Origin of the sequence: Streptomyces melanosporofaciens (assembly GCF_900105695.1) — a bacterium.
GTDB lineage: Bacteria > Actinomycetota > Actinomycetes > Streptomycetales > Streptomycetaceae > Streptomyces > Streptomyces antimycoticus.
The window spans coordinates 2391176-2412563 of record NZ_FNST01000002.1 but is presented as its reverse complement, the minus strand read 5'-3'; the positions used below and the strand labels follow the sequence as shown (position 1 = coordinate 2412563).

Sequence of the window (21388 nt, the reverse complement as noted above, 5' to 3'; positions counted from 1 at the left end):
GGCTCGCGGCCCGTCCCCGGGGCAGCCCGCGCCTCGGGGCGCGTCGTGCCTCGGGAGGGGCCGCGGCCCGCTACTCCTGTCCGTACCGAGGGTCCACGGACTCCGGGGCCAGCCCCAGCAGCTCCGCCACCTGCTCGACCACGACCTCATGCACCAGCAGCGCCCGCTCGTCCCGGTTCTTCGCCCGGATCTCGACCGGGCGGCGGTAGATCACGATCCGGTCCGGCGTGTCCCCGCGGGCCGCGATGAAGCGCCCGAGCGGCACGGACTCGCCGTCCCAGCCGTCCGGCCCGCCGTGCCCGTCCGGACCCCCGCCCGACCCCGGGCCGCCCAGTCCCGACGTGGGCACCTCCAGCACCGTGAAGTCGACTCCGGAGAGCTGTGGCCAGCGTCTCTCCAGCCGCTCGGCCGAGTCCTGCACCAGATCGACGAAGGACTCCGCGCGGCTGACCGAGAGCGGCACCTGGGGCGGCGCGATAGGGCCGCGCATACCTCGTCCGTGGCGGTCGCGACGGCGAGGGCGCGGCTCGGACTGATGGGGATGTACGGGCCTGGTCATCACTCACGAGGGTAGCCGTCGCCTGCCCGCCCCCGTGCGCTTACCGGACAGCCGTGCCGGATGTCGCCAAATGAGCATTCCAGCCATGCTTGGGTCCAAAAACGGACGTCTCTTGCGTCGCTTCTCTGGCCCAGGATGACCCCTCTCGGTTCGAGTGCTGACCGGATTCGTTGTCGGCGGTTTTTGCCGCGCCTGAAGTCCGTGCTGGTCAACCGGTAAGTTCACGTTTCGGGTGCACGGGGCGAACCAGGACGACACGGCGGAGTGAGCTGGTGGAGAGTCGTCGCGGCCCGCTCAAGAGTGCGGTACCGTCCAACGTCGTGAGCCCTGTACGTCGCTGTTCGCGCACCGCCTGCGGCCGCCCCGCCGTCGCGACGCTGACGTACGTCTATGCGGACTCGACCGCCGTTCTCGGGCCGCTCGCCACCTACGCGGAGCCCCACTGCTACGACCTGTGCTCGGAGCACTCGGAGCGGCTGACCGCCCCGCGTGGCTGGGAGGTCGTCCGGCTCGCCGTCGACACCGGTCCGACGCGGCCCAGCGGTGACGATCTGGAGGCGCTGGCCAACGCGGTCCGCGAGGCCGCCCGCCCGCATGAGCGCGCTGCTGGGGCGGCGTCCGGTTCGGGAGGCCCCGGAGCCGGGAGCGGACACGGCGGCCGGGAGGGCGACCCGCGCGAGGTCGCGCGCCGCGGCCATCTGCGGGTCCTGCGGTCGCCCGAGTCCTGATCGGCTCCTCCCCGCGCTTCCCCCGCGATCTCCCCGCACTTTCCCCGTGATCTTCCCGCACCTCCCCGCGATCTTCTCGCGAGCGTCTCGCGGTCCTCTCCGGCCCCTTGTTCGGATCACTTGCTGACGGAGCATTGACTGTGACTTGGCGCGGACACGACCATGCGTGCACCCCAGGGTCCTCCGTTTCCGCATTACGGATGTGACCTTCCAGGGATGGCCCATGCCGGGAGGCCCGTGTGTTCGTGCAGCAGTTGGACCCCGTCGCCGATTCACTCTCCCTGTCCGCCCTCGTCGCCGCCCTGCCCCTCGTCACCGTCCTCGTCCTGCTCGGCGGGGTGCGGATGCGCGCCCACTACGCGGGCCCCATCGGGCTCGTCGTCGCCGCGCTCGTCGCCTGCCTCCCGTACGGGATGCCCGTCGGCCAGGCCCTCTCCAGCGCCGTCCAGGGAGCGCTCTTCGGTCTCTTCCCCATCATGTGGATCGTCGTCAACGCCCTGTGGGTGTACCGGATGACCGTCCGCACCGACCACTTCGATGTGCTGCGCCGCTCCTTCGGCCGGCTCTCGGACGATCCCCGCGTCCAGGCCCTCGTCATCGCCTTCTGCTTCGGTGCGCTCCTGGAGGCGCTCGCCGGGTTCGGCGCACCCGTGGCGATCTGCTCCGTCATGCTCGTGGCGCTCGGCTTCGACCCGGTGCGCGCCGCCGTTGTCGCGCTCGTCGCCAACACCGCACCGGTCGCCTTCGGCGCCATGGCCACCCCCGTGGTGACGCTGGCTCAGGTCACCGGGCTGCCGCTGGACTCCGTCGCCTCCGTCGTGGGCCGGCAGACCCCGCTGCTCGCCCTTGTCGTCCCGCTGCTGCTGGTCGCGCTCGTGGACGGCCGGCGCGGGCTGCGTGAGACCTGGGCGCCCGCGCTGGCCTGCGGGTTCGCCTTCGCCGTCGCCCAGTTCACCGTCTCCAACTACCTCTCCGTCCAGCTCGCCGACATCGCGGCGGCGCTGGTCGGCGCGGCCGTGCTGGTGGCCATGCCCGCCGCCCGGCGCCCCGCAGAGGAGCCGGTGCGCGCCGCCGTGCTCACCGGCGTACGCAGCGACGACCTGGACCGCGAGGACGCGCGCCCCGAGGTGCTGCGTGCCTACGCCCCGTACGCGCTCATCGTGGCGATCTTCTCCATCGCCCAGATCGGCCCGGTCAAGGACCTCCTGGCCAAGGCCACCCGCACCTTCGACTGGCCCTTCCTGGACGTCGCCGCACCCGACGGAAAGCCGGTCGGCGCCAATGTCTTCTCGCTGCCCCTGATCGCCACCGGCGGCACCCTGGTGCTGGTGGCCGGGGTGGCCACCGTCGCCGTGCTGGGGGTGACCGCCCGCGACGCCGTGCGGGAGTGGACGGCCACGGTGCACGAACTGCGTCATGCGATCCTTACGGTCACCTCGGTGCTCGCGCTCGCCTATGTCATGAATCTTTCCGGGCAGGCCGCCAGCATCGGGCACTTCGTCGCGGCCGCCGGGGCCGGGCTGGCCTTCCTCTCCCCGGTGCTCGGCTGGTTCGGCGTCGCCGTCTCCGGCTCGGACACCTCCGCGAACGCCCTCTTCGGCGCCCTCCAGGTGACCGCAGCCCATGAGTCCGGGCTCTCCCCGGATCTGCTCGCCGCCGCCAACAGCTCGGGCGGGGTGCTCGGCAAGATGATCTCCCCGCAGAACCTCACCATCGCCTGTGCGGCGGTCGGGCTGAAGGGGCGGGAGGGGGATCTGCTCCGTAAGGTCCTGCCGTGGAGCCTCGCGCTGCTACTGGTGATGTGCCTCATCGTCGTCGCGCAGTCGTCGTTCCTGCTGAGCTGGATGCTGCCGTGACCCGGCCGGGGACGCCCGGCAGCACGCCACGCCGCCGTGACCCGGCCCGGGGCGCCCGGCAGCACGCCGCGCGACGGGGCTCACAGTTCCGGCCCAGGTCCTGCGGGTAGGTTTTGAGGTCCGCAGGGACGTCCCCAGAGACGTCCGCAGAGACATCTTCACCAGGACCTCCAGAAGGGGTTGGCTGTGCCCGACTTGTCGCAGATCGTGAAGGCGTACGACGTGCGCGGTGTGGTCCCGGACCAGTGGGACGAGTCGCTCTCGGAACTCTTCGGCGCCGCCTTCGCCCGGGTGACCGGCGCGGACGCGATCGTCGTCGGCCATGACATGCGCCCCTCCTCGCCCGGTCTGGCGCGGGCCTTCGCGCGCGGTGCCGCCTCGCTCGGGGTGGATGTGACCGAGATCGGGCTGTGCTCGACCGATCAGCTCTACTTCGCGAGCGGACATCTCGACCTGCCCGGCGCGATGTTCACCGCCAGCCACAACCCCGCGCAGTACAACGGCATCAAGATGTGCCGCGCGGGCGCCGCCCCCATCGGCCAGGACAGCGGGCTCGCCGACATCCGCGCCCTGGTCGAGGAATGGGCCGACAGCGGCGCGCCCGAGCCCGCCGCCGAGGCCGGCACCATCACCCAGCGGGACGTCCTGGCCGACTACGCCGCCCATCTGCGCTCGCTGGTGGACCTGACCGCCATCCGGCCGCTGAAGGTCGTCGTGGACGCGGGCAACGGCATGGGCGGCCACACCGTCCCGACCGTCTTCGAGGGGCTCCCGCTCGAGCTCGACGCCCTCTACTTCGAGCTGGACGGCACCTTCCCCAACCACGAGGCCAACCCGCTCGACGCCAAGAACATCGTCGATCTGCAGGCCCGGGTCCTGGAGACCGGCGCCGACCTCGGGCTCGCCTTCGACGGCGACGCCGACCGCTGCTTCGTCGTGGACGGGAGCGGCGAGCCGGTGTCGCCCTCCGCCATCACCGCCCTGGTCGCCGCCCGCGAGCTGGGCAAGCACCCGGGCGGGACGGTCATCCACAACTGCATCACCTCGTGGTCGGTCCCGGAGGTCGTCAAGGAGAACGGCGGCGCCCCCGTCCGCACCCGCGTGGGCCACTCCTTCATCAAGGCCGAGATGGCCCGCACCGGCGCGATCTTCGGCGGTGAGCACTCCGCGCACTACTACTTCCGCGACTTCTGGAACGCCGACACCGGCATGCTGGCCGCCCTGCACGTCCTGGCCGCGCTCGGCGGCCAGGAGGGCCCGCTGTCGGAGCTGGTCGCGCAGTACGACCGGTACGCGGCCTCCGGGGAGATCAACAGCACTGTCGACGACCAGACCGGGCGCATGGAGGCGGTCAAGGCGGCGTACGAGGGCCGCGAGGACGTCGAGCTCGATGAACTCGACGGCCTTACGGTCACCGCCGCCGACTGGTGGTTCAACCTCCGCCCCTCCAACACCGAGCCGCTGCTGCGGCTGAACGTGGAGGCGCGGGACGCGGAGCGGGTGGCCGGGGTCCGCGACGAGGTCCTCTCCATCGTCCGCGCGTAAGCCTTACGGCGCCCCGCGCGCGGACCCCGCGGACGTCCGCGTCCTTACGGCGGTCCGCACGCGGGGGCGCACGGCGTCGCCGGAGCCCGGGGCGAGCCCCCGGGCTCCGCCGCCCACCGGCCGCGCCCCGCCCCTGCCCGGCGGTACGCTGACCACGCCGGGCCGATGTCCGGCTGGACCCATACCCGAAGGGACGCCCCATGCCGCTCGAAGCCGGTCTTCTGGAGATCCTCGCCTGCCCGGCGTGCCACGCCCCGCTGCGCGAGGAGCAGTCCCCAAAGACCCCCGAGCTGGTGTGCACGGGCGCGGGGTGCGGTCTCGCGTACCCCGTCCGGGACGGCATCCCCGTGCTGCTCGTCGACGAGGCCCGCCGCCCGGCCTGACCCGGCGGTCCGCCGGAGCCCCAGCCCCGCGCGGTCCCGCGCGTACCGCCCGCCACGGCGATCGGAGGCCGAAGCACGATGCTCGACGAATCCCTCCTCGACGCCCCAGAGGCCCTGGCCCGCGCCGATAGCCGCGGGCTGCTGCGCGGAGCCGCCGAATCCGGCGCCCGCATCCGCACCGCCGCCCGGCACGCCACCGAGGCGGGGATCGGCGACCTCAAGCCGGACGGGCGGCCGCGCGCCGTCATGGTCGCGGGCCCGGGTGCGGCCGGAACCTGCACCGCCGATCTCCTCGGCGCGCTCAGCGGGGGCAACTGCCCGGTCAGCCTGATCGGGCCCACCGGCGTGGCCCCCGCGCCGGGCGCGCTGCGCTGGACGCTGCCCGGCTGGGCGGGCCCGCTCGACCTGCTGGTCGTCGCGACGCCGGACGGTACGGAACCGGGCCTTCCGCGCCTGGTCGAGCAGGCGTACCGCCGCGGCTGCGCGATCGTCGCGGTCGCCCCGGCACAGTCCCCGCTGGCCGACGCGGTCGCGCAGGCGCGCGGCCTGATGGTGCCGCTGGCCAGGGCGCCGTACGCCTCGGCCCCGTACGCCACGGGCGGGTACAGCACCGATCCGTACCGCAGGGACCCGCATGCGCCCGGCGCGGCCGAGGACGACGACGCCGCCCGCGCCGAGGGCGCCCTGGGGGATGCCCCCGGCTCGTACGGGACGCCGTCCGTCCCGCACCCCGTCGAGCCGCCCGGCACCGCCCCCGACGAGATGGCCGGCCCCGCGCTGCCCGGCACGCTGTGGGCCCTGCTCACCCCGCTGCTCCTGCTGGTCGACCGGATCGGCCTGGTGTCCGCGTCGTCCGCCGCGCTGCTGCAGGTGGCCGACCGGCTCGACCAGGTCGCCGAGCGCTGCGGTCCGGCCATCGCCACCTACACCAACCCCGCCAAGACGCTCGCGGCCGAGCTCGCCGGGGCGCTTCCGCTGCTGTGGACCGAGGGCCCGGTCGCCGCCGCGACGGGACGGCGCTTCGCGCGGCTGCTCGCGTCGCTCGCCGGGCGGCCCGCGCTCGTCGCCGAGCTCCCGGGGGCGCTCGCCGCGCATGGCGCGATGCTGACCGGGGCGTTCGCGGGCGGGGCCGACCCGGACGACTTCTTCCGCGACCGGGTGGAGGAGGCCGAGGCGCTTCGCGCCCGGATCGTGCTGCTCCACGAGGAGCCGGTGGGCCCGGTCTCGGCGGTGCCGACCGCCCGGGAGCTCGCACTGGCGCATGACACCGCCTTCAGCGAGCTGGAACCGGCCGAGGGCACCCCGCTGGAGCGCGCCGCGGAACTTCTCGCCATCACGGATTTCGCCGCCGTTTACCTGGCGCTCGCTTCGGCCGATAGAACTTGACGCCGTCGGAGCACTGACGTCGTGGACCACGGCAACGTGCACGCCGTAGACCTCGGCAACGTGCACGCCGCAGACCTCGACAACGTGACGCCGCAGACCTCTGGAACAGACCTCCGGAACGTGACGCCGTAAGACCACGCAACGCCGTAAGACCACGCACCACCCGCCCCACGTCCCTCACTGCACAGTCAGGAACCGCACCGCATGGACCGCCTCGTCAACACCGTGCGCCCCTACGCCTGGGGCTCCACCACCGCCATCCCCGAGCTGCTGGGCGTCCGGCCGACCGGGGAGCCGCAGGCCGAGATGTGGATGGGAGCACACCCCGGGGCGCCGTCCCGGGTCGACCGGGGCACGGGCCCCGTCGCGCTCTCCGAGGTGATCGCCGCGGACCCCGAGGGCGAGCTCGGCGCGGACGCCGTAAGCCTCTTCGGGCCGCAGTTGCCGTTCCTGCTGAAGGTGCTGGCCGCCGCCTCGCCGCTGTCGCTCCAGGTCCACCCCGACCTCGAGCAGGCCAAGGAGGGCTACGCGGACGAGGAGGAGCGCGGCGTTCCGGCCGATGCCCCGCATCGCAACTACAAGGACGCCAACCACAAGCCCGAGTTGATATGCGCGCTCACGCCGTTCAACGGGCTGTGCGGCTTCCGCGACCCGAACGAGGCGGCCGAACTGCTCGCCGTCCTGGAGGTCGACTCGCTCAAGCCGTACGTCGACATCCTGCACGCCCACCCGGAGTCGCACGCCCTGCGCGAGGTGCTGACCGCCGTGCTGACGGCCGACCCGGAGGCGATGACGGAGACCGTAAGGCAGGCAGCGGCCGCCGCCGAGCGGCTCGGCGCGCTGGACGGGCCGCACGCCCCGGCGTACGCGGCGTACGCCTCCATCGCGCAGCACTACCCGGGCGACCCCGGGGTTATCGCCGCGATACTGCTCAACTTCGTGACCCTCCAGCCCGGCGAGGCGCTCTACCTCGGCGCCGGCGTACCGCACGCCTATCTCGACGGCCTGGGCGTCGAGATCATGGCCAACTCCGACAATGTGCTGCGCTGCGGGCTGACGCCCAAGCATGTGGACGTCCCCGAGCTGCTGCGCATCGTCCGCTTCGAAAGCGCCGCCCCCGCCGTGCTGCGGCCCGAGGCGGACCCCTCCGGTGAGGAGCTCTACACCACCCCGATCGGCGAGTTCCGGCTCTCCCGCCATGTCCTGGCCGACGGCGCCGCCGCGCGCCCGCTGCCGGGGATCGGCCCGCAGATCCTGCTGTGCGCCTCGGGCGAGGTCGCCCTGCGCGGTGCGCAGGGCGAACTCCCGCTGAAGCGTGGGGAGTCGGCCTTCGTACCGGCCGGCGAGGAGGTCGTATTGGGCGGCGATGGCACTGTGTTCAGGGCCACAGTGACCGCCTGACGTTCGGCCCGTTCGAGGGGCTGGAACAATGGCCCGCCGTGAGGCGGTAAAGCGCTGGCAAAGCCGCCATGAGCTGTAACGAAGCGGAAGGGACATTCGGCACATATGAGTGCATCAGGCGGAACCAAGGCGATTGTTGCCGCGCTGGGCGCGAACCTGGCTATCGCCGCAGCCAAGTTCGTGGCGTTCGCCTTCAGCGGCTCGTCGTCGATGCTCGCCGAAGGCGTGCACTCGCTCGCCGACTCGGGCAACCAGGGGCTGCTGCTCCTCGGCGGGAAGAAGGCCAAGCGCGAGGCCACCCCGGAGCACCCCTTCGGCTACGGCCGCGAGCGCTATATCTACGGCTTCCTCGTCTCCATCGTGCTGTTCACCATCGGCGGTGTCTTCGCGCTGTACGAGGGCTACGAGAAGATCAAGCACCCCCATGAGGTGGAGCACTGGTACTGGCCGGTCGGGGTGCTCGTCTTCGCGATCATCGCCGAGGGCTTCTCCTTCCGTACGGCCATCAACGAGTCCAACGAGATCCGGGGCAAGCTGAGCTGGGCGCAGTTCGTGCGCCGGGCCAAGGCCCCCGAGCTGCCCGTCGTCCTCCTGGAGGACTTCGGCGCCCTCGTCGGCCTGGTCCTCGCGCTCGGCGGCGTCGGGATCGCGCTGCTGACCGGCGACGGCGTCTGGGACGGCATCGGCACCCTCTGCATCGGCGTCCTGCTGGTGCTGATCGCGCTGGTGCTCGCGGCCGAGACCAAGTCGCTGCTGCTGGGTGAGGCGGCCGACGTCAACGAGGTCGCCAAGATCCGCGAAGCGGTGGTGGACGGCGAGACCGTCACCAGGGTGATCCACATGCGCACGCTCCACCTCGGCCCCGAGGAGCTACTGGTGGCCGCCAAGATCGCGGTGCAGCACGACGACACGGCGGCGGAGGTCGCCCGCGCGATCGACGCCGCGGAGGCACGCATCCGCGAGGCGGTGCCCATCGCCCGCGTCATCTACCTGGAACCGGACATCTTCCGGACATCCCCGACCACCTGAGCTCATACGGCGCAGCCGCCCCGCCGCCGGCCCTTCGAACCTGACAACCACGGGCACGAGGGGCCGGCCCCGAACCACCGGTTTGTGGGCATTCGTTCCTCCCCCAGTCACCGCTGGGAGGTGCCCCCTGGCGGAACGGGTGGCACAAACCGGCCACCGGTCCGCACCCGGCAACGCACCCTGACTGCCGACAGGGGCGCCGCACAAGCAACGGGGCCGCACCCGGAAGCACACCTTGGCCGCAGACGAGGCGCCCCGTACGGACAACCGGGCCACACCCAAAAGCGCGCCCCGGCCGCCGACGGCATACACCGCACACGCGACCGGGGCGCGCCTGCCCCAAAGGGGCGCCTACTCGATCTCCCCGAGCACCCGCAGAATCGCCCCCACATCCGCCGCCCCCAGCAACCGCTCCCGGAACTCGGCGCCCATCAACTTGCGCGACAGCAGCGCCAGGATCCGCAGATGCTCATCGCCCGCGGCCGCCTCGGGCACCGCGATCATGAACACCAGCCGGGCCTTCGTGCCGTCCGGCGCGCCCCACTCGATGCCCTCGGGGGAGCGCGCGAAGCCGACGACCGGAGCGGTCACCGCGTCCGTCTTGGCATGCGGAATCGCGATCTCCTCGCCGAGGCCGGTGGTGCCCTGGTCCTCCCGGGCGAACGCGGCCCGGACCAGCTCCGCCGTATCCGCCACCTTGCCGGTCGCGGCCAGCAGTTCGGCCATCTCGCGGATCGCGGCGTCCTTACCGTCCGCCGCCAGGCGCTCCTTCACGGTCTGCTCGGTGAGATAGCCGGACAGCACCTGGCCCCCGGCCTCGGGAGCGGCATCGACTGCCTCGGGAGCGGCCTCGGCATCGGCCTTACCGCCGTCCCGCGGCTCAGCGGCCGAGACGGACACGGCCTTAGGCGCAGTCGCGTCAGAGGCAGCCACGGCACCGCTCGCCACTCCCGTACCGCCCCCGCTGCCCACCCCGGCCAGCACCGGCGCGCCCGCCGGCGACGGAACCAAGGAGACGGCTTCCGCGGCCCCCGCCGCGTCTGCACCCCGCCCGCCGCCACCCACAGACATCAGCGCAATCGTGACCAGCGCCGTGACCGCCGTACCGACGACAACCGCGACGAAGAACATCGGCACCCCGCCGACCGCGCCGAGCACCGCGACGATCGGCCCGCCGTGCGGCACGTTGTCCTCGACCGATGCCACCCCGGCTATCGCCCCGGCGACCGCGCCGCCCAGCATGTTCGCCGGGATGACCCGCGCCGGACGCGCCGCGGCGAACGGAATCGCGCCCTCGGTGATGCCGAAGAACCCCATGAAGAGCGCCGCGAGCCCGGTTTCCCGCTCCTGGTCGTCGAACATCCGGCGGCGCAGCAGCGTGGCCAGCCCCTGGCCCAGCGGCGGAACCGGAATGGCCGCCGCACACGCCCCCATGACCTCGGGGTTCTTGGACACCAGCCCGGCGCCGAAGAGGAACGCGGTCTTGTTGACCGGACCACCCATGTCGAACGCGATCATCAGCCCGAGGATGATGCCGAGCAGCGCCGCGCTGGTGCCGGTCAGCCCGCCGAGCCAGTCGGTCAGGCGCTCGAAGACCCAGGAGATCGGTTCGCCGAGGACATAGATGAAGAAGAGGCCGAGCGCCGAGGTCGCCACGATCGGGATCACGATGATCGGCATGATCGGCTGGACGAACTTCGGAACCTTGACCCGCTTGATCCACAGCACCAGATAGCCGGCCAGGAAGCCGGTGACGATCGCCCCGATGAAGCCGGCGCCCGCCTCGCTGTCGTACAGCTCGCCGTGGGCCGCGATCCAGCCGCCCACCATGCCCGGCACCAGCGCGGGCCGGTCCGCGATGGCGTAGGCGATATAGCCGGACAGGGCCGGGATCATCAGCTCGAAGCCGATGCTCCCGATGTCGTTGACCGTCTTCCAGAAGGAGTCGTCGGGTATGACGATGCCCTTGGACGTCGTATCACCGCCCAGGGCGAGCGAGACCGCGATCAGCAGCCCGCCGACCACGACGAACGGGATCATGTACGAGACGCCGTTCATGAGCGCCTTATAGGTGACGCTGCGCCCCTTACCGCCGCCGGAAGCCGCCGAGGCGGCGCCGCGCTGGGCCTCATGGCCGTCGCCCTGGTACACCGGCGCGCTACGCACCTGCTCGATCAGCCGCTCCGGGCGGTGGATGCCGTCGGCGACCCCGACGACGAGCACTCTCTTACCGATGAAACGGCTGCGGTCGACGTCCTTGTCGGCGGCGATGATGATGCCGTCGGCCTGACTGACATCGTTGTCAGACAGAACGTTCTCGGCCCCGATCGAGCCCTGGGTCTCCACCTTCATGCTGTGGCCGAGCGACTCCGCCGCCTGAGCCAGCTTCTCAGCGGCCATATAGGTGTGGGCGATACCCGTGGGACAGGCGGTCACCGCGAGCAGCTTGAGCCCCGGTCCGCTGGCCCCCGCACCGTTGGGGGGATCGGCTGGACTGGTCACGTGGTTCTCCTTAACAACGCATTGAGCGGGCGCGGAAGGCTGCCAGCGTCCCCGCGCTCGCGGCATCGTGCAATACATCCGGCCAGGATCAAAGCGACGGGCGAGCCACCGGGGCTCCCCGAGCGGCGTGGCCGTCGGCGCAGGTCATGGCCTTACGGCCGAAGATGGCCCATGGGGGCTGGGGTTCGCTGCGCCGATCGGTGTAGATTCGTGACCGAGCCAGACGTCGCTGCTGATGGCGGTCGGGCGGCCCGTACACCGGGTCGGCCGAGGGAGAGAGGGCCTCCGACGGACTGCGCACTGTGAGGTAGAAGGGGACAGGTGTGCCCGCTGTGCGGGGCCCTGCCCAGCGCCTCACATGCCCAGCCGAAACCACTCTCGCTCGCACACGATCGAGGAGGAGCAGCACTCATGACGACAGCCGTCTCCGGTCAGGACTTCAAGGTCGCAGACCTCTCCTTGGCTGCCTTCGGCCGTAAGGAGATCACCCTCGCCGAGCATGAGATGCCCGGCCTGATGGCGATCCGTAAGGAGTACGCCGAGCAGCAGCCCCTGGCCGGCGCCCGTGTCACCGGCTCCCTGCACATGACCGTGCAGACCGCCGTGCTGATCGAGACCCTGGTCGCCCTCGGCGCCGAGGTCCGGTGGGCCTCCTGCAACATCTTCTCCACCCAGGACCACGCCGCGGCCGCGATCGCCGTCGGTCCGAACGGCACTGTGGAGAACCCGCAGGGCATCCCGGTCTTCGCCTGGAAGGGCGAGACCCTGGAGGAGTACTGGTGGTGCACGGAGCAGGCCCTGACCTGGCCCGGCACCCCCACCGGCGGACCCAACATGATCCTGGACGACGGTGGCGACGCCACCCTCCTCGTCCACAAGGGCGTCGAGTACGAGAAGGCCGGCGCCGCCCCTGACGTCGCCACCGCCGAGAACGACGAGCACCGCGTCATCCTCGAGCTGCTGAACCGCACCATCGCCGAGAACCCGCAGAAGTGGACGCAGCTGGCCTCCGAGATCCGTGGGGTCACCGAGGAGACCACCACCGGCGTCCACCGCCTCTACGAGATGCAGCGGGACGGCTTGCTGCTCTTCCCGGCGATCAACGTCAACGACGCGGTGACCAAGTCCAAGTTCGACAACAAGTACGGCTGCCGCCACTCCCTGGTCGACGGCATCAACCGTGCGACCGACGTGCTGATCGGCGGCAAGGTCGCGGTCATCTGCGGTTACGGCGATGTGGGCAAGGGCTGCGCCGAGTCGCTGCGCGGCCAGGGCGCCCGGGTGATCATCACCGAGATCGACCCGATCTGCGCGCTGCAGGCCGCGATGGACGGCTACCAGGTCGCCACCCTGGACGACGTGGTGGAGACCGCCGATATCTTCATCACCACGACCGGCAACAAGGACATCATCATGGCCGCGGACATGGCCAAGATGAAGCACCAGGCGATCGTCGGGAACATCGGCCACTTCGACAACGAGATCGACATGGCCGGCCTCGCCGCCCTCCCGGGCGTTGTGAAGGACGAGGTCAAGCCGCAGGTCCACACCTGGACCTTCCCCGACGGCAAGACGCTCATCGTGCTCTCCGAGGGCCGTCTGCTGAACCTCGGCAACGCGACCGGTCACCCGTCGTTCGTGATGTCCAACTCGTTCGCGAACCAGACCATCGCCCAGATCGAGCTCTTCACCAAGCCGGAGTCGTACCCGACCGATGTCTATGTGCTCCCCAAGCACCTGGACGAGAAGGTCGCCCGCCTCCACCTGGACGCGCTCGGGGCGAAGCTGACCACGCTCCGGCCCGATCAGGCCGCCTACATCGGCGTTCCGGTCGAGGGCCCGTACAAGCCCGAGCACTACCGTTACTGATCGCATCCGCTGATCGCACCGGCGCCGCCGACCACACGGTCGGCGGCCGCTGATCCGGCCCCCGCCCCGGCGGGGGCCCCAGGGCCCGTCCGCGCCGTCCGGCCGGGCGGGCCCGACGCTCGTCAAGGACCTCATATGCCCCGCGGCCGCTACTCCCTCCACGACCCGCATGACCACACCCCGCTGGGTGAGGAGCACTTCCAGTGCGCGCCCGGCCCCAGCGGATGGCGCTATGTCGCACAGCGGACCTCACCTTCGGGCGATCACGCCGGGTCCGTGGACCTCACCGTCGACGAACTGGGCCGGCCGCTCAGGGTCGAGCTGCACGCGGCGAGCTGGCAGGTCAAGGGCGCCGCACTGGACGGGGTCACCTGGGTCCGCACGGATCCCACGGGGGAGCACGCGACCGAGGGCAATGTCGGTGCCCACGCCTTCACTGGCGCTTCCCCCGCCTTCCTGGTCGCCATCTCCCGCCTGCTGCGGCTGGAGCCGGGCGCCGGGGCCGTCCGCCTCCGCCTCGTGGCCTTCACCGATCCGGTCCTCGCGCCCCTGACCCTGGACCAGTCCTGGGCACTTCGCGACCGAGCCGGACACACCACGGACACGGGCCCACTCGTGGTGGACGAATACGAGGTCAGCGAGCTGGGCACCGGAGAGGTCCGGACGATCCATATCGCCGGCGACGTGGTGCTCGCCGCCCCCGGCATCGAGCTGGAGGAGCTGGAGAGCCCGCCGTCGTCCTTCGCGGCCTGACCGCAGCACCCCCTCTGACCTGCGGCGTTAGGAATCTTCTGGGATTCCCTTGACGCAGGGAGTGCGGATGCGTACGTTGGAATGTTGCGGCGGACGGAGAGCCCAGGCCCTCCGGTGACGCCACACAAAGAATCTTCCCCGGATCCTTGACGAGGTTCACCCGGGGAGGTAGGTTTAAACGGTTGTGGTGAGCAGTGTCTGCCCACTCATAGACGCTTGATCTGAACTCGCTCCGCAGACGGATGGAAATCCAACGGAGCACCTTTGACACCCGCGGACATCATCCGAAGCCGATTAGGTTCGGCGGATGCGTGTCTGCTAAAGTCGAAAACACGCCGAAAGGCAAAGGCCCCTCCAACGGCCACCGGAATCAGAATTCGGACCGGAAACGGACCGAAAAAGAATCTGGTAAGGTTGGAAACACCGAAGGGAAGCGCCCGGAGGAACCGGTGAAACGGTTTCGAAGGAAGCGTCCGTTCCTTGAGAACTCAACAGCGTGCTAAAAGTCAACGCCAGATATGTTGATACCCCGTCCATCTCGGACGAGGTTCCTTTGGAAAAATACACAGCGAGGACGCTGTGAGCGGACTGGATTATTCCTCCGGTCTGCTCCGCTCTCGTGACTGTGTGACCGGGATATCCCGGAAGCATTCACGGAGAGTTTGATCCTGGCTCAGGACGAACGCTGGCGGCGTGCTTAACACATGCAAGTCGAACGATGAACCGGTTTCGGCCGGGGATTAGTGGCGAACGGGTGAGTAACACGTGGGCAATCTGCCCTGCACTCTGGGACAAGCCCTGGAAACGGGGTCTAATACCGGATATGACACGCTCCCGCATGGGATGTGTGTGGAAAGCTCCGGCGGTGCAGGATGAGCCCGCGGCCTATCAGCTTGTTGGTGGGGTGATGGCCTACCAAGGCGACGACGGGTAGCCGGCCTGAGAGGGCGACCGGCCACACTGGGACTGAGACACGGCCCAGACTCCTACGGGAGGCAGCAGTGGGGAATATTGCACAATGGGCGAAAGCCTGATGCAGCGACGCCGCGTGAGGGATGACGGCCTTCGGGTTGTAAACCTCTTTCAGCAGGGAAGAAGCGAGAGTGACGGTACCTGCAGAAGAAGCGCCGGCTAACTACGTGCCAGCAGCCGCGGTAATACGTAGGGCGCAAGCGTTGTCCGGAATTATTGGGCGTAAAGAGCTCGTAGGCGGCTTGTCGCGTCGGATGTGAAAGCCCGGGGCTTAACTCCGGGTCTGCATTCGATACGGGCAGGCTAGAGTTCGGTAGGGGAGATCGGAATTCCTGGTGTAGCGGTGAAATGCGCAGATATCAGGAGGAACACCGGTGGCGAAGGCGGATCTCTGGGCCGATACTGACGCTGAGGAGCGAAAGCGTGGGGAGCGAACAGGATTAGATACCCTGGTAGTCCACGCCGTAAACGTTGGGAACTAGGTGTGGGCGACATTCCACGTCGTCCGCGCCGCAGCTAACGCATTAAGTTCCCCGCCTGGGGAGTACGGCCGCAAGGCTAAAACTCAAAGGAATTGACGGGGGCCCGCACAAGCGGCGGAGCATGTGGCTTAATTCGACGCAACGCGAAGAACCTTACCAAGGCTTGACATACACCGGAAACCTCTGGAGACAGGGGCCCCCTTGTGGTCGGTGTACAGGTGGTGCATGGCTGTCGTCAGCTCGTGTCGTGAGATGTTGGGTTAAGTCCCGCAACGAGCGCAACCCTTGTTCTGTGTTGCCAGCATGCCTTTCGGGGTGATGGGGACTCACAGGAGACTGCCGGGGTCAACTCGGAGGAAGGTGGGGACGACGTCAAGTCATCATGCCCCTTATGTCTTGGGCTGCACACGTGCTACAATGGCCGGTACAATGAGCTGCGAAGCCGTGAGGTGGAGCGAATCTCAAAAAGCCGGTCTCAGTTCGGATTGGGGTCTGCAACTCGACCCCATGAAGTCGGAGTCGCTAGTAATCGCAGATCAGCATTGCTGCGGTGAATACGTTCCCGGGCCTTGTACACACCGCCCGTCACGTCACGAAAGTCGGTAACACCCGAAGCCGGTGGCCCAACCCTTGTGGGGGGAGCCGTCGAAGGTGGGACTGGCGATTGGGACGAAGTCGTAACAAGGTAGCCGTACCGGAAGGTGCGGCTGGATCACCTCCTTTCTAAGGAGCGCATAGCCGACTGCGAGCGCATGTCTCGCACGGTTTGCTCATGGGTGGAACGTTGACTATTCGGCACGGCCGTCTGGTCCGCTGTCTCTAGTACTGCCCCTTTTGGGGCGTGGAACGAGACTGGTGGATTTGAGGGTCGGGCCGGGCACGCTGTTGGGTGTCTGAGGGCACGGGCTATCACGCTCGTCCTTCGGCCGGTCCCGGTGAACCATGCGGTGAGTGTGGGTGACGGGGTACGGGTCGTTGTTTGAGAACTGCACAGTGGACGCGAGCATCTGTGGCCAAGTTTATAAGGGCGCACGGTGGATGCCTTGGCACCAGGAACCGATGAAGGACGTGGGAGGCCGCGATAGGCCCCGGGGAGCTGTCAACCGAGCTTTGATCCGGGGGTGTCCGAATGGGGAAACCCGGCAGTCGTCATGGGCTGTCACCCATACCTGAACACATAGGGTATGTGGAGGGAACGCGGGGAAGTGAAACATCTCAGTACCCGCAGGAAGAGAAAACAACCGTGATTCCGGGAGTAGTGGCGAGCGAAACTGGATGAGGCTAAACCGTATGTGTGTGATACCCGGCAGGGGTTGCGCATACGGGGTTGTGGGAGTGCTTTTGATCGGTCTGCCGGCCGGTCGGTGAGTCAGAAATTGTTGATGTAGGCGAAGGGCATGCGAAAGGCCCGGCGTAGAGGGTAAGACCCCCGTAGCTGAAATGTCAGCAACTTGCTTGAGTATTTCCCAAGTAGCACGGGGCCCGAGAAATCCCGTGTGAATCTGGCGGGACCACCCGCTAAGCCTAAATATTCCCTGGTGACCGATAGCGGATAGTACCGTGAGGGAATGGTGAAAAGTACCGCGGGAGCGGAGTGAAATAGTACCTGAAACCGTGTGCCTACAAGCCGTGGGAGCGTCGCCGTGTTCTTCGGAGCACGGTCGTGACTGCGTGCCTTTTGAAGAATGAGCCTGCGAGTTTGCGGTGTGTTGCGAGGTTAACCCGTGTGGGGAAGCCGTAGCGAAAGCGAGTCCGAATAGGGCGGTTTAGTAGCGCGCTCAAGACCCGAAGCGGAGTGATCTAGCCATGGGCAGGTTGAAGCGGAGGTAAGACTTCGTGGAGGACCGAACCCACCAGGGTTGAAAACCTGGGGGATGACCTGTGGTTAGGGGTGAAAGGCCAATCAAACTCCGTGATAGCTGGTTCTCCCCGAAATGCATTTAGGTGCAGCGTCGTGTGTTTCTTGCCGGAGGTAGAGCACTGGATAGGCGATGGGCCCTACCGGGTTACTGACCTTAGCCAAACTCCGAATGCCGGTAAGTGAGAGCGCGGCAGTGAGACTGTGGGGGATAAGCTCCATGGTCGAGAGGGAAACAGCCCAGAGCATCGACTAAGGCCCCTAAGCGTACGCTAAGTGGGAAAGGATGTGGAGTCGCAGAGACAACCAGGAGGTTGGCTTAGAAGCAGCCATCCTTGAAAGAGTGCGTAATAGCTCACTGGTCAAGTGATTCCGCGCCGACAATGTAGCGGGGCTCAAGCGTACCGCCGAAGTCGTGTCATTGCAGCATGTGGTCCAACGATCGCTGTGATGGGTAGGGGAGCGTCGTGTGCCGGGTGAAGCAGCCGTGTAAGCGAGTTGTGGATGGTTCACGAGTGAGAATGCAGGCATGAGTAGCGATACACACGTGGGAAACGTGTGCGCCGATTGACTAAGGGTTCCTGGGTCAAGCTGATCTGCCCAGGGTAAGTCGGGACCTAAGGCGAGGCCGACAGGCGTAGTCGATGGACAACCGGTTGATATTCCGGTACCCGCTTTGAAGCGCCAACGTCGAACCAGGCGATGCTAAGTCCGTGAAGCCGCCCTGGAGCCTTCGGGTGAAGGGGAGTGGTGGAGCCGACGGACCAGACCTGTAGTAGGTGAGTGATGGGGTGACGCAGGAAGGTAGTCCAGCCCGGGCGGTGGTTGTCCCGGGGTAAGGGTGTAGCCCGAGGAGTAGGTAAATCCGTTCCTCATGAGGGGTGAGACCTGATGCCGAGCCGATTGTGGTGAAGTGGATGATCCTATGCTGTCGAGAAAAGCCTCTAGCGAGTTTCATGGCGGCCCGTACCCTAAACCGACTCAGGTGGTCAGGTAGAGAATACCGAGGCGTTCGGGTGAACTATGGTTAAGGAACTCGGCAAAATGCCCCCGTAACTTCGGGAGAAGGGGGGCCATTGCTGGTGATCCGATTTTCTTGGTGAGCTGGTGGTGGCCGCAGAGACCAGCGAGAAGCGACTGTTTACTAAAAACACAGGTCCGTGCGAAGCCGTAAGGCGATGTATACGGACTGACGCCTGCCCGGTGCTGGAACGTTAAGGGGACCGGTTAGTCACATTTCGGTGTGGCGAAGCTGAGAACTTAAGCGCCAGTAAACGGCGGTGGTAACTATAACCATCCTAAGGTAGCGAAATTCCTTGTCGGGTAAGTTCCGACCTGCACGAATGGCGTAACGACTTCTCGACTGTCTCAACCATAGGCCCGGTGAAATTGCACTACGAGTAAAGATGCTCGTTTCGCGCAGCAGGACGGAAAGACCCCGGGACCTTTACTATAGCTTGATATTGGTGTTCGGTTCGGCTTGTGTAGGATAGGTGGGAGACTGTGAAGCATTGACGCCAGTCAGTGTGGAGTCATTGTTGAAATACCACTCTGGTCGTGCTGGATGTCTAACCTGGGTCCGTGATCCGGATCAGGGACAGTGTCTGGTGGGTAGTTTAACTGGGGCGGTTGCCTCCTAAAGGGTAACGGAGGCGCCCAAAGGTTCCCTCAGCCTGGTTGGCAATCAGGTGTTGAGTGTAAGTGCACAAGGGAGCTTGACTGTGAGACCGACGGGTCGAGCAGGGACGAAAGTCGGGACTAGTGATCCGGCGGTGGCTTGTGGAAGCGCCGTCGCTCAACGGATAAAAGGTACCCCGGGGATAACAGGCTGATCTTCCCCAAGAGTCCATATCGACGGGATGGTTTGGCACCTCGATGTCGGCTCGTCGCATCCTGGGGCTGGAGTCGGTCCCAAGGGTTGGGCTGTTCGCCCATTAAAGCGGTACGCGAGCTGGGTTTAGAACGTCGTGAGACAGTTCGGTCCCTATCCGCTGTGCGCGTAGGAGTCTTGAGAAGGGCTGTCCCTAGTACGAGAGGACCGGGACGGACGAACCTCTGGTGTGCCAGTTGTTCTGCCAAGGGCATGGCTGGTTGGCTACGTTCGGGAGGGATAACCGCTGAAAGCATCTAAGCGGGAAGCCTGCTTCGAGATGAGGACTCCCACCCACTTGATGGGTTAAGGCTCCCAGTAGACGACTGGGTTGATAGGCCAGATATGGAAGCCGGGTAACCGGTGGAGTTGACTGGTACTAATAGGCCGAGGGCTTGTCCTCAGGTGCTCGCGTCCACTGTGTTGGTTCTGAAGCAATGAACCGTATTGAGCCCCCCTTTTGGGGTGTGGTTCCGGTTCTAGTTTCATAGTGTTTCGGTGGTCATAGCGTTAGGGAAACGCCCGGTTACATTTCGAACCCGGAAGCTAAGCCTTTCAGCGCCGATGGTACTGCAGGGGGGACCCTGTGGGAGAGTAGGACACCGCCGAACAATCTTTAGCCTCGGTCCCGAGTACATGTACTCGGGACCGAGGCTTTTTTGCGTTCCCATTCGATCGGATGTTCCACCGGATCGAGTGAAAAGCCCTCAGTGTCCTGGCGTGGCGCGGTTGATGGCACGCAGAGTTGTCCGTGAGGCCGGGGTCCGACGAGTCCGTTGACGACCGGTCAGCAGGCCGCGGGCACTACGCCGAGCGGGCGGACGGGGGAGAGGTGAGGGCCTGTGAGCGTGACGACCTGTGCAGTGAAGGGGCGTCGGGTGACGCCCCGTTCGTGCCCGCCTGTGAGGCAGTCAGTTCCCGGGCGTGGAGGCGACGGTCGGCTGGTCCTTGCCATGGCCTTCCGGGGGGCCGCCCGGCATCCCCGCGGCGCGTGCGAGCTCGCGGTCGAGCGCCTCGCGCCGGATGCGCTGGTCCATGTAGAGAAGGGCCGTCACACCCGCGCTGAGCGGGAAGGTGATGGTCGAGCTGAGCACCCCGCCAACGCCGACCACGACCAGGAAGGTCCAGCTGACGGAGACGGATTCACCGGAGAGCCAGTCCATGGCGTTGTCCCCGCCGATGACCATGGCGATCAGGCTGGTGGGGATCTCGACGATGGCGCCGACGATGAAGACCAGGATGACGGCCAGCAGTTGGATGCCGAAGACGCGCCCCCACGCACCGCGCACCAGCTTGAAGGAGCGTCGCAGGGCCTTGATGATGCCCTGCTTCTCCAGCATCAGCGCGGGAGGGGCGAGGCTGAAGCGGACCCAGAGCCAGGCGGCGACGCCGGCCGCGGCGAACCCGCCCAGAGAGGCGAGTGCGGCGCCCTCGCTGTGCACGCCCGCGAAGGCCAGCAGCAGACCCGGCGTCATACCGGCGGCGATGACGCCCACGGCGATGGTGGGGATCAAAAGGAGCAGTCCGAACAGCTGAAGGAGGTGCGGGCGGGCACCGCTCCATGCCTCCTTGGTGGACACGGACCGGCCCAGCACCGCTCGGGCGGTGACCACGGTCAGCAGGGCGGTGGTGACGATCGTTCCGAGGACGCCGAGCAGCAGGGTGACTCCGCTGTCCCCGAGCGCGGCGCCGACGGCGCGCAACGCCTGGCCGACGGTGGCGTCCGGATCGTCGAGGACATTGCTCTCGTTGCCGCGGGCGTCGTTGAACCAGAGCCCAGTGGCGGCCGTGATCAGACCTTGGGTGACGATCGAGACGATCAGCGAGATGCCGAGGACCGTGCGCCAGTGGGCGCGCATGATGGCCACCGCGCCGTCCAGGATCTCGCTGACGGCCAGCGGTCGCAGCGGAATGACACCGGGGCGGGGAGCGGGCGGCTGACGCCGGCTGGTGCCCCATCCGCCGGCCGGCGTGGGAGCGGGCACCGGCGGTGGCGTGGGGCCTCTTCCCGATGCGGTCCAGCGGCCGGGCGGCGGCTGGCGCCGGGCCCACTGGCGGCCCCAGGTGGGCTGCTCCGGGGCGGGCTGGTCGGCGGGCTCGTCCTGCTGCTGAGCGCCGTGGTCCGGTTCGTCGGAAGGGGACGATCCGGGCGGGGCCCAGCCCGGAGTGTCATTCATCGTCGCTCCGTAGGTCGT

General features: G+C 67.8%; 12 protein-coding genes and 3 rRNA genes. 12 read left to right on the top strand and 3 right to left on the bottom strand.

Annotated features, from left to right (window positions below):
- Positions 1 to 70 precede the first annotated feature (70 nt).
- A complete protein-coding gene (locus tag BLV72_RS12845; protein WP_059149238.1) occupies positions 71 to 490 on the bottom strand; it encodes a metallopeptidase family protein in 420 nt (139 codons plus the stop codon).
- Between the two features lie 341 nt (positions 491 to 831).
- On the opposite strand from BLV72_RS12845, the gene BLV72_RS12840 reads away from it, so the two are divergent.
- The 7 genes from BLV72_RS12840 to BLV72_RS12810 all read left to right on the top strand — a co-directional run bounded on the left by BLV72_RS12840 (position 832) and on the right by BLV72_RS12810 (position 8887).
- Positions 832 to 1287 carry a DUF3499 domain-containing protein gene (locus BLV72_RS12840; RefSeq protein WP_093462316.1) on the top strand — a complete coding sequence of 152 codons (456 nt, stop codon included), beginning with the start codon at positions 832 to 834 and terminating at the stop codon, positions 1285 to 1287.
- Positions 1288 to 1526: 239 nt separating this feature from the next.
- Complete coding sequence (locus BLV72_RS12835; RefSeq protein WP_093462314.1) at positions 1527 to 3143, top strand: L-lactate permease; 1617 nt, start codon at positions 1527 to 1529, stop codon at positions 3141 to 3143.
- Positions 3144 to 3329: 186 nt separating this feature from the next.
- Positions 3330 to 4688 (top strand): phosphomannomutase/phosphoglucomutase, encoded by a 1359-nt coding sequence (locus tag BLV72_RS12830; protein ID WP_093462313.1) that lies wholly within the window; start codon positions 3330 to 3332, stop codon positions 4686 to 4688.
- A gap of 200 nt (positions 4689 to 4888) precedes the next feature.
- Positions 4889 to 5071: a Trm112 family protein gene (locus BLV72_RS12825; protein WP_093462311.1), complete on the top strand. Its 183-nt coding sequence runs from the start codon at positions 4889 to 4891 to the stop codon at positions 5069 to 5071.
- 78 nt (positions 5072 to 5149) lie between these two features.
- Entirely contained in the window at positions 5150 to 6457 is a 1308-nt protein-coding gene (locus BLV72_RS12820) for an SIS domain-containing protein (RefSeq protein WP_093462310.1), read from the top strand.
- A gap of 204 nt (positions 6458 to 6661) precedes the next feature.
- The gene (gene manA, locus BLV72_RS12815; RefSeq protein ID WP_093462309.1) at positions 6662 to 7858 is read left to right on the top strand and encodes a mannose-6-phosphate isomerase, class I; all 1197 of its coding nucleotides are present in this window, start codon (positions 6662 to 6664) and stop codon (positions 7856 to 7858) included.
- A 105-nt stretch (positions 7859 to 7963) separates the two neighbouring features.
- Complete coding sequence (locus tag BLV72_RS12810) at positions 7964 to 8887, top strand: cation diffusion facilitator family transporter (RefSeq protein ID WP_093462307.1); 924 nt, start codon at positions 7964 to 7966, stop codon at positions 8885 to 8887.
- Positions 8888 to 9238: 351 nt separating this feature from the next.
- Here BLV72_RS12810 and BLV72_RS12805 read toward each other — a convergent pair whose 3' ends face one another.
- The gene (locus BLV72_RS12805) at positions 9239 to 11389 is read right to left on the bottom strand and encodes a fructose-specific PTS transporter subunit EIIC (protein ID WP_093462306.1); all 2151 of its coding nucleotides are present in this window, start codon (positions 11387 to 11389) and stop codon (positions 9239 to 9241) included.
- Between the two features lie 411 nt (positions 11390 to 11800).
- Between BLV72_RS12805 and ahcY the strand changes: the two genes are divergently transcribed.
- The 5 genes from ahcY (at position 11801) to rrf (ending at position 19804) form a co-directional block, all read left to right on the top strand.
- On the top strand, positions 11801 to 13258 hold the full coding sequence (ahcY, locus tag BLV72_RS12800; protein ID WP_093462304.1) for an adenosylhomocysteinase: 1458 nt from the start codon (positions 11801 to 11803) through the stop codon (positions 13256 to 13258).
- Between the two features lie 135 nt (positions 13259 to 13393).
- Positions 13394 to 14011 (top strand): hypothetical protein, encoded by a 618-nt coding sequence (locus BLV72_RS12795; protein ID WP_093462302.1) that lies wholly within the window; start codon positions 13394 to 13396, stop codon positions 14009 to 14011.
- Between the two features lie 650 nt (positions 14012 to 14661).
- Positions 14662 to 16188 (top strand): 16S ribosomal RNA (locus BLV72_RS12785).
- 288 nt (positions 16189 to 16476) lie between these two features.
- Positions 16477 to 19596, top strand: a 23S ribosomal RNA gene (locus BLV72_RS12780).
- Between the two features lie 91 nt (positions 19597 to 19687).
- Positions 19688 to 19804 (top strand): 5S ribosomal RNA (gene rrf, locus BLV72_RS12775).
- The 16S, 23S and 5S rRNA genes sit together here, the layout of an rRNA operon.
- 300 nt (positions 19805 to 20104) lie before the next feature.
- Here rrf and BLV72_RS12770 read toward each other — a convergent pair.
- The gene (locus BLV72_RS12770; protein ID WP_093462299.1) at positions 20105 to 21370 is read right to left on the bottom strand and encodes a DUF7544 domain-containing protein; all 1266 of its coding nucleotides are present in this window, start codon (positions 21368 to 21370) and stop codon (positions 20105 to 20107) included.
- Positions 21371 to 21388: the final 18 nt, after the last annotated feature.